The organism is Nostoc sp. ChiVER01 (assembly GCF_034531155.1).
Classification (GTDB): domain Bacteria; phylum Cyanobacteriota; class Cyanobacteriia; order Cyanobacteriales; family Nostocaceae; genus Nostoc.
Genome location: NZ_JAVRBS010000004.1, coordinates 82,474 through 94,154, shown reverse-complemented (window position 1 = coordinate 94,154; position 11,681 = coordinate 82,474). Strand labels below are relative to the sequence as shown.

The 11,681-nt window shown below is 41.4% G+C and carries 12 protein-coding genes; 5 read left to right on the top strand and 7 right to left on the bottom strand.

Going from position 1 to position 11,681, the window contains the following annotated elements; genetic code table 11:
• Window positions 1-119 precede the first annotated feature (119 nt).
• Window positions 120-1,163 (top strand): caspase family protein, encoded by a 1,044-nt coding sequence (locus tag RMY00_RS07225; protein WP_322646895.1) that lies wholly within the window; start codon window positions 120-122, stop codon window positions 1,161-1,163.
• Window positions 1,164-1,582: 419 nt separating this feature from the next.
• Here the strand turns inward: RMY00_RS07225 and RMY00_RS07220 are convergent, their stop codons facing one another.
• Complete coding sequence (locus RMY00_RS07220; RefSeq protein WP_322646894.1) at window positions 1,583-2,671, bottom strand: aromatic ring-hydroxylating dioxygenase subunit alpha; 1,089 nt, start codon at window positions 2,669-2,671, stop codon at window positions 1,583-1,585.
• A gap of 341 nt (window positions 2,672-3,012) precedes the next feature.
• On the opposite strand from RMY00_RS07220, the gene RMY00_RS07215 reads away from it, so the two are divergent.
• Entirely contained in the window at window positions 3,013-3,447 is a 435-nt protein-coding gene (locus RMY00_RS07215) for a heavy metal-responsive transcriptional regulator (RefSeq protein WP_322646893.1), read from the top strand.
• Between the two features lie 35 nt (window positions 3,448-3,482).
• Here RMY00_RS07215 and RMY00_RS07210 read toward each other — a convergent pair whose 3' ends face one another.
• The 5 genes from RMY00_RS07210 to petC all read right to left on the bottom strand — a co-directional run bounded on the left by RMY00_RS07210 (window position 3,483) and on the right by petC (window position 8,664).
• The gene (locus tag RMY00_RS07210; RefSeq protein WP_322646892.1) at window positions 3,483-3,710 is read right to left on the bottom strand and encodes a hypothetical protein; all 228 of its coding nucleotides are present in this window, start codon (window positions 3,708-3,710) and stop codon (window positions 3,483-3,485) included.
• Between the two features lie 19 nt (window positions 3,711-3,729).
• Complete coding sequence (locus tag RMY00_RS07205; RefSeq protein WP_322646891.1) at window positions 3,730-6,051, bottom strand: heavy metal translocating P-type ATPase; 2,322 nt, start codon at window positions 6,049-6,051, stop codon at window positions 3,730-3,732.
• Between the two features lie 118 nt (window positions 6,052-6,169).
• On the bottom strand, window positions 6,170-6,364 hold the full coding sequence (locus RMY00_RS07200) for a heavy-metal-associated domain-containing protein (RefSeq protein ID WP_322646890.1): 195 nt from the start codon (window positions 6,362-6,364) through the stop codon (window positions 6,170-6,172).
• Window positions 6,365-6,968: 604 nt separating this feature from the next.
• Window positions 6,969-7,970 (bottom strand): cytochrome f, encoded by a 1,002-nt coding sequence (petA, locus tag RMY00_RS07195; protein ID WP_322646889.1) that lies wholly within the window; start codon window positions 7,968-7,970, stop codon window positions 6,969-6,971.
• Window positions 7,971-8,124: 154 nt separating this feature from the next.
• Entirely contained in the window at window positions 8,125-8,664 is a 540-nt protein-coding gene (petC, locus tag RMY00_RS07190) for a cytochrome b6-f complex iron-sulfur subunit (protein WP_322646888.1), read from the bottom strand.
• A gap of 228 nt (window positions 8,665-8,892) precedes the next feature.
• Here petC and RMY00_RS07185 point away from each other — a divergent pair, with 228 nt between their 5' ends.
• Both RMY00_RS07185 and RMY00_RS07180 read left to right on the top strand, forming a co-directional pair.
• Complete coding sequence (locus RMY00_RS07185; protein ID WP_322646887.1) at window positions 8,893-9,201, top strand: DUF3067 family protein; 309 nt, start codon at window positions 8,893-8,895, stop codon at window positions 9,199-9,201.
• 60 nt (window positions 9,202-9,261) lie between these two features.
• On the top strand, window positions 9,262-10,050 hold the full coding sequence (locus RMY00_RS07180) for a DUF4058 family protein (RefSeq protein WP_322646886.1): 789 nt from the start codon (window positions 9,262-9,264) through the stop codon (window positions 10,048-10,050).
• A 53-nt stretch (window positions 10,051-10,103) separates the two neighbouring features.
• Here RMY00_RS07180 and tatC read toward each other — a convergent pair whose 3' ends face one another.
• Complete coding sequence (gene tatC / locus RMY00_RS07175) at window positions 10,104-10,898, bottom strand: twin-arginine translocase subunit TatC (protein WP_109011576.1); 795 nt, start codon at window positions 10,896-10,898, stop codon at window positions 10,104-10,106.
• Window positions 10,899-11,401: 503 nt separating this feature from the next.
• Here tatC and RMY00_RS07170 point away from each other — a divergent pair.
• A complete protein-coding gene (locus tag RMY00_RS07170; protein ID WP_322646885.1) occupies window positions 11,402-11,632 on the top strand; it encodes a hypothetical protein in 231 nt (76 codons plus the stop codon).
• Window positions 11,633-11,681 lie beyond the last annotated feature (49 nt).

Below are 11,681 nucleotides of genomic sequence, written 5' to 3'. Positions count from 1 at the left end.
TAAGGATGGCAGCGATGGTGAAATATCTAATGAAAGCGATCGCACTTCTCCACAAGTTATAGAGTATAAAAGGCGATGTCTAACGACAAGCTAGCAGCTACGGATTTCTCATCCACCGTATGACAAACCAAACTTTTAGCAACGGTTATGCATTACTCATTGGCGTAGGTGCTGATTTACCAGTCACAGTCAAAGATGCAACGGCTATACGAGATATACTGATTGATGGCGATCGCGCCGCCTATCCACTAGAACAAGTCACACTCCTCACCGAAACCTCTGCAACTCGGCAAAACATCTTCGCAGCTTTTGACCAAATCATCACCCAGGTAAATCAAAATCCTGATGCAACTGTGATCATTTACTACTCTGGTCATGGTGGACGCATCCAGCGCACCAATGAATACTTCCTTGTACCATTCGGCTATGACCCCAGTCAACGTGCAGACACAGCTATCTCAGGTGTAGAATTTACCCAAAAAATTGAAGCAATTACAGCGCGTAAACTCGTAGTTTTATTAGATTGCTGTCATGCTGGTGGCGTTCCAGATTTGAAGGAACCAGGGGAAACCTTTGTAAAATCGCCCTTACCGCCGGAACTGTTAAATGTACTAGCAACAGGAAGCGGTCGAGTTGTGGTTGCTTCTTCGCGAGAAGATGAATATTCTTACACGGGTCAACCTTATAGTGCTTTCACCGATTGCTTGTTAGAAGCCTTGCAAGGTAAAGCAGCGGTGAATAAAGATGGTTATGCACGTATTCTTGATATTTTAGTCTACTTGTTTGACCAAGTGCCAAAAAGAGCATCAGGGCCGCAACACCCGTTTGTAAATAAAGTACTGGATTTGGGTGATAATTTTCCCCTTTGCTATTACGCTGGTGGAAGTAAATTTTTATCTGGTGAAGCAGCAACTATTGAAACTAGTCCAGTTTCTACTAGCTTAACTCCTGGACAACGACTGCGATCGCAACAAAAACTAGACGTACTTCAGGCAGAATTTGACATCCGCAGCGAGAAGTTTAAGCAGATGACGAAAGCTGTAGCTATTGAGGCTGGTACGGCAGTTAAGTTTCAATTAGAACAGCAACTTCTTGATGAAGAGGCAAAACTAGCATATCTTAGCGATGAACTAGATAAAATTGAGTCTGCATTGCAATTATGAGGCTATGTAAATATACAGTTATTTGGCTGATGAGAATCAGGATTTCCTAACCCAGAAAATAAGGAAAACATAGATATTAAGTTAATTGGTGTTGATTTATACTATTTCAAATTTTTGTAGTGGTTATACTCATAACTTAGGTTCTACCTGGGAATTAGGAAGTGGCTTTGCCACTTCTTTTTATTTATTCTTGTAGCCCAGTAAAAAATAAATTAAAAGTTAAAACTAATTTAGTTGAACTTTTATTAATTGTTATACAATTTGACGAAATACCTGATATACCTACATTTTTAGGGACGTACAGATATACGCCCCTAAAGCCGATTCATTTGTTGCAAAGATTGTTGACAATGCTATGATTTAGCGTGCATTTAATTGATTGAGCAGCCTAACAGAATTCTGGGCATATAGACATGATATTAGTCATTATTCATTTTATCTTGCCATCTCTCACGTTTGGGCTTGCTTTCCACATCGCGCGATCGCACTTCTTGCCAAGTCCCCCACCTTAGGAATTGCTGTTTTTCAACATGGTTAATAAACTGCATGATTGGCTGATCTACTTTCATGGGAGTTTTCAAATCAAACTGAATTGTTTGCAGAACCTTGATGTCACCCATAAAAAAGAACTTACCTGCAATCTTGGTCAGCCATAGCACAATTCGATTGCATAGCCAACCAAAAATTCCTTTACGTTTATTAGCGATCAACAAGATTTGACCTTCAGCTTTTCCCCCTTCGTGGAGGCGAACTGCTAACATCGTGTGGACATGGAAGAAATCGGGGCCAAGTGTCACAATGCTAATGCTACCGTACCAATAGCAAATACTGTATGTTATGGCATTTTTGTAGAAAAGACGGATGAGCTTAATGACAGAGGAATTGTCTTTGATGGGTGTAATATTACTGAAGATAATTGCATTCTCGTTCAGTTCCTGTTTTTCAAAAATAATTTCTATTGGCAGTTTGTGGACTGTATTGAGGTGTTGACCATCGATAGGGTTAATCATCACCACATTGGGGTGACAGTTCATCACAAAGTGAGAATGGATGGCGACATCACACTCTTTTTGTTCTAACTCTGGAACAAAAGGTAAAGGTTGTTGTGGTATTTCTCCAGTCCAAACCCAAATCATGCCGTATTTCTCAGCAGTAGGCCAAGTTTGTAACTTCAAAGAAGGCGGTGTATCTAAACATGGAATATCAATACACATCCCCTCAGCATCAAACTTCCAGTGATGGAAAAAACAACGTAGTGCATTACCCTCAACTTTGCCTTCAGCAAGGTGAGCGCCCATGTGTGGGCAGTAGGCATCAAAGGTAGTTACTCTTTTGTCTTTACCCCGGTAAATCACTAGTTCTCTGCCCAAAATCGTGACAGGTTTTACTTCACCCACCCGCAGATTTCGAGAGGGTATTACCCAATACCATCCCTCAATAAAATGTTCTGGATTATTGAAGTTTTTAGGTTTACGGTTTGAGCTAAAAGTCTGCGAGTTGAGATTCATTTTTATGGTTTCACTTGAGGTGAAGCTGTTGATCTAGAAGTAACATGACAACTAGAAAAAAACAGTTACTTTCAGTACCATGAGAAACAGCTACCCAATCAATGGAGCAAATTAAAAAGGCAAAATATTGAGCTAATTTTATTTAAAATGTTAAAATTATGCTAGATAAATATCAGTCCATATAATCTAATATCCATTAAAAATAGATATTTGAAAAATCACAACTTAGTAATATCTCTAACTAGATCAAAATTTAAACTACTGATGCTAACATTTTGCTAAATCAAATGAGTTAACAAGAAAAATATGTAATAATAGTTACAATAGTTGGGAAATCTGCCGTGTTAACTCAGGAGACAAAACTGCTTTTAATTGGTCAGGTAAAAGATATAAGCAAAATCCCCATTAGGACAATTCGCTATTACGAGAGTTTAGGCTTAATTAAATCATCAAAACGAACAGAGGGAGGCTTCCGTCAGTTTTCATTTGATGTGCTGACTCGTCTAGCATTTATTAAAAGGGCACAAAATCTTGGTCTTAGCTTAGAGGAGATCGGAAATATTCTTCAGGTTTATGACCAAGGACAAGCTCCTTGTGGTGAAATTCAAGAAAAGCTTGAAGAGAAACTCTTGCAAATTGATCACCAAATTGATCAGTTGGTAACTTTACGATCTGAAATAAAGGGATTACTTTCAGGCTGGAAGAATATGGGCAGACAGCATGAGGATACAATTTGTCCGATTATTCAAAACATTAGTACGGCAGGGCGGAATTAAAAATTAAAAAATAAAGCAATTTTTTTGTTCCTCATCTATGACTCAGGACTTTTATAGAGAAGAAACCACCATAACTCTAGTCCAATCAAGGCTAAACCTGCGATCGCAACCCCAACTTTCAAGCCCAAAGGTTGCTCGATCTGGTGAAACTGGCTGTTTTGCTCTGGCGAGTGGGCTGCCATTTCTGCTAATGCTACATCTGATGTTCCAGTGAGAAGCACTAAAGCTGTTAGGCTTCCCCAAAGCATTTTTTTACTGAACATTTTCTAAATTATCCTGAAATTATGAGATAGTTTTTGGTTGAAAGTTACGCAATCTGAGGGCATTGCTAACAACAGAGAGCGAAGAAAGAGCCATCGCAGCGCCGGCAATAATTGGATTGAGTAACCAACCAAAGATGGGGAACAAAATTCCGGCCGCAATGGGAATACCAATAACGTTGTAAATGAAAGCAAAGAAGAGATTTTGCCTGATATTGTTGATGGTGGCGCGACTAAGTTGAATAGCTGTTACAATTCCTTGCAAATCGCCAGAAATCAGAGTGATATCGCTAGCTGCGATCGCTACATCTGTTCCCGTCCCAATAGCGATTCCTACATCAGCTTGTGCTAGGGCTGGGGCATCATTTATACCATCGCCTACCATTGCAACAAGGGATTGGGGAGTCGGGAGTGGGGAGTGGGGGGATGAGGAAGAATAATAATTGTTTGCTTGCTTCCTCTGCTCTCTTTGAAGGGATTGAATAATCGCTGCTTTTTGATCTGGACGAACTTCGGCAAAGATTCGCTGGATGCCAACTTGCGCCGCGATCGCATCAGCAGTTTTACGATTATCTCCGGTAAGCATTACTACTTCTAAACCTAACTTCTGTAAGGCTTTCACTACTGCTGTTGAAGAAGGTTTGAGGGCATCGGCAATACCCATTACCCCTTGCAGTTCACCATCTACAGCAATCAAAATTACTGTTTTACCAGCCGCTTCCCAGTCATCTTTATACTGCTGGAGACTTACGGTGTTAATTCCAAGTTCTGTTAACCAGCGTTGTGTACCAATTTGCACAAGCTGATTTGAAACAACTCCTTGAACACCACTACCTGCATTAGCCTGAAAGTTCTTTGCCTCTGTTAAATTCACCTCTTGAGACTGGGCATATTTCACCACTGCTGCTGCTAAAGGATGCTCAGAATTGTGTTCTACCGTTGCTGCTAACTGTAAAAGCTTGATTTCATTACCATTAGCTGTGCCGTTGACAGTTACAAAGTCTGTAACAGTGGGTTTACCCTGAGTCAAAGTACCAGTTTTATCTAGAACGATAGTTTGAATTTTGTGTGCTAGTTCTAAACTGTCCGCACCCTTAATCAAAATGCCATTTTCTGCACCTTTGCCAGTCCCCACCATTACAGAAGTGGGGGTAGCTAAACCCAAAGCACAGGGACAAGCAATAATTAGTACACCTACCGTTGTCATTGTTGCTAAGGTGAGGTTGCCAGTGAAATTAAACCAAATGACGAAAGTAGCGATTGCGATCGCAATCACAGCTGGTACAAACCATCCTGTAACTTGATCTGCCAAACGCTGAATTGGTGCTTTAGAACCCTGTGCTTGTTGTACTAGTTTGACAATTTGAGCCAAAAACGTATCATTTCCGACTCGCGTCACCCGAAACTGAAAAGCACCTGCACCGTTAATCGTCGCCCCAATCACCTCATCTCCTGGCTGCTTTTTGACTGGCAAACTTTCACCCGTCACCATCGCTTCATTTACCGTCGAAGCACCTGTAATCACTTCACCATCTACGGGAATCTTTTCACCAGGACGCACCAAAATCACATCGTTAATTCTGACTTCGGCGATGGGAACATCAATTTCTATTCCATCACGGATGACTCTGGCATCTTTAGCTTGCAATCCGATAAGTTTGCGAATGGCTTCAGAAGTTTGTCCTCTAGCGCGATTTTCCAGCAACCGCCCCAATAAAATTAAGGTAATGACAATGGCGGCAACTTCATAATAAACATGAGGTATTAAGCCCTGAACAATAAAAAATTTCGGGAAAATAGTAACAAACAAAGAATATAGATACGCTGCACTTGTACCCAAAGCAATTAGCGTGTCCATCGTCGCCGTATGGCGCTTGAGAGATTTCCAACCATTGCGGTAAAAAGATCCACCACACCAGAAGACGACGGGAGTTGTCAGCACTAACTGTATCCAAGGATTTTGTAAGAAGCTTGGAATTAAGGGCAAGTTCAACCCAGTCATCATGGGCAACGACCCTAAAAATAGGAAAATGCTGATAATACCTCCCACTGTTACCTTGAAGGAGAGTTGGCGTTGTAAAGCTTGCCTAATAGCTTTCTCTGCATCATCTTCTTCGGTGAGCAATTCTTCCTGGAGTGAGTAAGAAGAGTATCCCGCAGATGCGATCGCACTTTGGATTTTCTCTAAATTGGCTAGAGAGCGATCGTACTTGATGGTGGCTTGTTCTGCTCCAAAGTTAACGTTGCAGTCCCTTACCCCAGGAACAGAGCGAATTGCCTTTTCGATGTTGTTGGCGCAAGCGGCGCAACTCATGCCTCGAAGTTTGAGTGTGAGAGTATCCATGCTGGGAATTGGGAATTAAGGATTGGGGATTAGGGATTGGGGATTGGGGATTAGAGATTGGATATAGAGAAGAATCTCAGCACCCAGTCCCTAGTCCCTAGTCCCCAATCTCCTTTCTTTAAGCAACTGGATAGCCAGCAGCAGCTAACGCTTCCTTGATTGCTGTTTCTGATGCTTGAGTTTCTACACTGACAAGCTTGGTTGTAGGATCAGCCTGAACGCTAGCATTGGCATCGACTGCCTGAAGTGCTTTGGTGATGGTACTTGCACAAGCAGAACAAGCCATGTCGGGAACTGTGAGTTGGAGATTCATAGATTTACGGGATAGAGTGGAACAGCTAGCTAAAACAAAGTGGATGACTGTGGGAAACCAGTCAACACTCAGAAATAACTGGAAACAGAGTCGCCTTAAATTTATCCTAGACTCTCTAGTCGGCTAGAGAGTCTAGAGATTTTTAAAAGTTTTTCGCTAAACTTCAAATTTCTTTACAGGCGTAGTACATAAACTGCAAAAAATACAAATGCTAACTATGCCCCAATACGCTTGAGTTAAGGCTAAAAAATAAAACTAGTGTAGGTTGGGTTGAGGAACGTAGCAAGATCCCGTAGGGTAACCCCAATACTTTTCGGTTAAGGGGGAAAGTGGAAAGGGAAAGGGTTTGAATTTACCTTTCCCCTTTGCCCTTTAACCTTTCCCCAGACCAAAAGAGAGATTATTGGGTTTATCCGAAAAGTATTGGTAGGGTAACCCAACATTATCAAGGCTTTGTTGGGTTTCACTAAAGTTCAACCCAATCTACGATTCTGCTACGTCTGCGTTTGCCGGAAGTTTAAACCTAAATTTAGCAACGCCAATTTAAAACCATAAAAAAGACAGGCAACATGCCTGTCCTACAAAGAATGATTTAGCAAAGAATTTAGAAATTCATCTCAGCAGCTTGAACTTTCTCAACCTGCTTCTTCTTCAGCACCAGCATAACTTGAGCTAACATTACAAGAGCGATGAACGCAATCATCCATTGGACTCTAGAGGCATCTTGCAATACGATTTCTGCATCTTGTTGACCGAATCCACCGACATTAGGGTTGCTGGTTAAAGCTTCACCAGTCTTAACTGCTTGTCCTTCGGAAACAATCAATTCTGGCCCTAAAGGAATCGTATCAACGACAACATTACCAGATTCAGGTTGGATGTTGACTAGATATTTAACGTTACCGTCTCCATCTTCCTCTTTGGCAATCTTGGTAATTGTGCCAGTAGCGGAAGCGTTGTAAACATTGTTGTTGCTCTTTTCGCCAGTAGGATAAACTTGTCCGCGTCCCCGGTTAGCACCCAGGTGGACTGAATATTTACCGAAGTGGATCTTTTTGTCAGTTGCGGGGTTGGGAGAAAGAACTGGAAAGACGATTTCCTGATACTGTTCACCTGGTAAGGGACCAACGATGACGACGTTTTCTTTGTCTTCGCTGTAGGATTGGAAAGGAGTCTCACCAATTTCTTCTTTAAGTTCCTCGGAAACACGGTCTTCAGGAGCAATCTTAAAGCCTTCGGGTAGCATCAGTACAGCACCGACATTCAAGCCAACCTTAGAACCATCGGCACCAACTTGCTGGGCGCTAAGATCGTAAGGAATTTTCACCACAGCTTTGAATACAGTGTCAGGTAGCACCGATTGGGGAACTTCCACTTCTGCCGGCTTGGCTGCTAAGTGACAGTTGGCACAAACAATCCGCCCGGTTGGTTCGCGGGGGGTTTCGGGATAGGTTTCCTGTGCCCAAAAGGGATAGGCGGCAGCTGATTGAGGAAGGGCTAGATCGCTGGTGAAGTAAAATGTCACAGTAGCGATCGCTATGAGCAATGTTTTGACGATCGCTCTAGCGCTGCGAGTTAACCTCGCTTTTAAGAAAACATTTCTCATCTCTAATAAGGGCAACGATTGAATTAGGCATTAGTCATTGGTCATTGGTCATTAGTCATTAGTCATTAGTCATTAAGCCCTAAACAAAGCGCAAAGTCTGAGCGGAGGTTTCCTCCGAACAGAACTTTGTAAGAGAGGACTAAGGACAAAATGATTAAGCCCACCAAGCTGGATCACCGGTGCGGAAGTCGGTTTCAGTCCAAGGGGTCAAAACGATTTTGTCGTCTTTTACATTGGTATGGGCCAAAGGTAAAGACAACGGTGCTGGGCCCCGAATAACTTTACCAGTTTCGTCATACTGGGAACCATGACAAGGACACTTAAACTTGTTCTCTGCAACGTTCCAGGGGACTACACAACCTAAGTGAGTGCAGATGGCGTTAATGCCATAATCTTTGATCGCCTCTTTGCTGTCTACCACAATATAGGTAGGATCTCCCTTTAGCCCTTGGACTAGGTTGCGATCGCCTGCATTCCGGTTTTCTAGAAATTTAGAGACACTAACATCGTTACCTAGCTCGTCTTTTGCCGTTGTCCCGCCACCAGCACCACCGGTTGCGGGTGGAATAAAGTAGTTGACAACGGGATACAATGCACCCAGAGCCACTCCAGTGACAGTCCCAAAAGTGAGCAGATTCATGAACTGACGACGCCCCATATCGGGCACGTCTGCTGATTCAGAAAATTGAGCCATAATCTACGCGCTCTTTGTGTATTTTGTTAAGCATTTTGACAAAAGTACTGTACTTGAGGAACTCTTGTCTAAGTCGAAATGCTAGCGCTCACAAAGATGCCATACTTCTTTATTCCAAGATATAAAAAGCATCTTTTCTGTTAGCATTACATTTCTTTATATCCTTATCATACTGGAGTCACGGAACTTAACATCATAACTAAATGTAAAATCTGATTGAGAAAAGCTATGACAGGACAGGAATTACGTCAGATGTTGCTTGATAAGTGGGGATATTCCTATGATGTCCAGTTTCGACGGACACAGGGAAAGATATTTTTGCAAGTCATGTGGAAATACTTGGAGCAAGCTTCTTTTCCCTTAACCGAGGCGGAGTACCAAGAGCATCTTGACACCATTGCTAATTATCTTCATGCCTTGGGTGGGTCAACGCAGGTACAAACATATATTACCCAAACACGCGATCGCCCCCGCCTTGGCAAAGCTGTCAGCATTCCTCTAGATTTGGGCGAACGTTCTTCGGAATGGATATTATGACCAAGTTTTTCTTCCTTAATTTAGAATTATCCTAATCCGTGATTTCAGGATAGTAAAACTATGAATTCTCCATTTCCCGGAATGAATCCTTATTTAGAAAATCCTGTGTTTTGGTCAGAATTATATCATCGATTCATTACAGCTATAGCAGATACTATTGAAGAAAATATTCCCCCACAGTATCGAGTTGCAATTGAACAACGTACTTATTTAAGTGATGACTCAGATTCTGTATTATTTGGTATACCTGATGTTTCTATTTTTTCTCAACACAAATCATCGCAGCAATATTCATCAACTACTACCCAAACAGAAACGTCAGAAGGCATTACGGTAATGATACCGTTACCTGAACATATCACGGAAAATTACTTAGAAATTCGAGAAGTTTCTACAGGTTTTGTGGTAACTTCTATCGAAGTTTTATCTCCTAAAAATAAACGCCCAGGCGAAGGCAGAAAAGCATATCAACTGAAACGCAAACAAGTTTTAGCTAGTCTTTCTCACTTAATCGAAATTGATTTACTTAGAAGTGGAAAAGCCATGTCAATTTTAGGGGAAGTGCCTGTAACAGATTATCAAATTATTGTTAGCAGAAGTGAAACACGTCCTCAAGCTAAATTATATGGATTTAACGTCAGAGAAACGATTCCCGTATTTCTATTACCGTTACAGTCAGAAGATACAGAACCGATTGTAGATTTGCAATCTTTATTGCATGGTATATATAATCGTGCAAGATATTACTTAGCAATTGATTATAATAAAGAACCAGTACCACCCTTAAAAGCTGAAGACGCTGTATGGTCTGATACCCTCTTACGCGAACAAGGTTTAAGGAATAATTAGTAATTAGTTAATAATTTTACCTATTCCCTGTCACTTATCACCTATTCCCTATTTTATTTACCTGTAAGTTTAACTAGTCCAACACCACCAAAATAAAGCCCTAAAACTGCTCCCGCTAAAAGACTCTGAGTTAAAGGGTCAGTAGAAGGTGTCAGCACGGCTCCTAAAACCACTGCTCCCATAATTACGTAACGCCAACCAGCAACCATTCGTTCAGACGAGACAATATTCAAATTACCGAGCAACAGTTGGATAATCGGAATTTGAAATGCTAAACCAGTGCTGAATAACAGTAGCAGCACAAATTCAAAATATTTATCAATTGACCAAAGTTGTTCAACAACATCTGCTCCGTAGCTGATAAAAAATTTCAACGCTGCGGGGATAAGGAGTAAATAGGCAAATACTAACCCTGCTCCAAATAACAGACTCGAACCTAAAACCACAGGCCCCAGTATCCTGCGTTCCCGGCGGGTTAGTCCTGGAAGCACGAACTGGATAATCTGGTAAAGAATAAAAGGACTAGTAAGTATGAGGCCAGTGTATGCTGCAACTTTCACGGAGACAAAGAAATATTCTCCGGGTGCAAGTTGAAGAAATTTTACTCCTTGTGCGGGAACCTCAAGTAGTTGGACAATCGGCTTAACGGCAAAGAAACAGCCAATAATACCCACTGCTACGGCAATCAGCGAATAGAAAATGCGCTGTCGTAACTCTTCGAGGTGGTCGAAAAGGGACATTTCAACTTCACCTGGCAACTCATCGAGAGGATCGGTGTCTGAGTTGTCATATTCTTCTGGGTCAATGTTGGGAACGTTTATAGTATCTACGTCTTGTGAAGGCGTCACGTCGCTTCGCTCCGAGTTTAAAATTCAAAATTTAAAATTAACAATCCCCTAAATTTAATTTATTTAGGACTTACGCACACTCTACCAATTCTTGGCGTTCTTGGCGTCTTGGCGGTTCGATAAATTAAGCTTTTTGGCAATTTTTGCGTAAGTCCTGTTATTTATGGGCTTATATGTTTTTTTGTTGGTCATCGGCCATTGCGGTGACTCAGCACTCTTCATTATTTTATCTGGGGAATGCGGCTAGCAAGATATGTTTTTCAATGCTGTGGTTTTTTGTCCTGTTTTTTCGGATTGCATCTGCATAAATTAGTAGTAAGCCATCTTGTAGGCAATGTTTAACCTAAAAAAAGAGTGGAACCGATAATTTAGAAATTACGTCTCTGCGGCTAGCGCTGAGTAAATTGACACAACATCATAACAATACTCAGTTTGGAAATCCGGTTCATCAAGGTGGTATCTATACATACATAGCGTAATCGGAAATTTTTAGCTGAGGTGTTATGAATCGGACAATTTGCATTGGACTGATGGCATTGCCTGTGTATTTATACAATGCTCAACTAGGCAATACTTGTAGTGGTGACATGTCAATTGTCGAAAACCAGCTTCCCGTAGTAACTGCTCTAGTTGTTCACAACACAAATTCTCAGTTAGATAAATTCCCGTGGCAAATATCAGCTAGAGATGACCAAACCGAAGATTGTCTTCGTGCTGGTACTTGCAGAGATTGATACTAATGCGTAATTCGTAATTTCAGTAATTTCATCATCATACGGAGAG

Coding starts and splice junctions, on each gene's coding strand:
- RMY00_RS07170 (WP_322646885.1), top strand. CDS start 11,402: ATGAATCGGACAATTTGCATTGGACTGATGGCATTGCCTGTGTATTTA.
- RMY00_RS07205 (WP_322646891.1), bottom strand. CDS start 6,051: ATGGATACTCTCACACTCAAACTTCGAGGCATGAGTTGCGCCGCTTGC.
- RMY00_RS07200 (WP_322646890.1), bottom strand. CDS start 6,364: ATGAATCTCCAACTCACAGTTCCCGACATGGCTTGTTCTGCTTGTGCA.
- RMY00_RS07180 (WP_322646886.1), top strand. CDS start 9,262: ATGAATTCTCCATTTCCCGGAATGAATCCTTATTTAGAAAATCCTGTG.
- RMY00_RS07210 (WP_322646892.1), bottom strand. CDS start 3,710: ATGTTCAGTAAAAAAATGCTTTGGGGAAGCCTAACAGCTTTAGTGCTT.
- RMY00_RS07185 (WP_322646887.1), top strand. CDS start 8,893: ATGACAGGACAGGAATTACGTCAGATGTTGCTTGATAAGTGGGGATAT.
- petC (WP_322646888.1), bottom strand. CDS start 8,664: ATGGCTCAATTTTCTGAATCAGCAGACGTGCCCGATATGGGGCGTCGT.
- petA (WP_322646889.1), bottom strand. CDS start 7,970: ATGAGAAATGTTTTCTTAAAAGCGAGGTTAACTCGCAGCGCTAGAGCG.
- RMY00_RS07220 (WP_322646894.1), bottom strand. CDS start 2,671: ATGAATCTCAACTCGCAGACTTTTAGCTCAAACCGTAAACCTAAAAAC.
- RMY00_RS07225 (WP_322646895.1), top strand. CDS start 120: ATGACAAACCAAACTTTTAGCAACGGTTATGCATTACTCATTGGCGTA.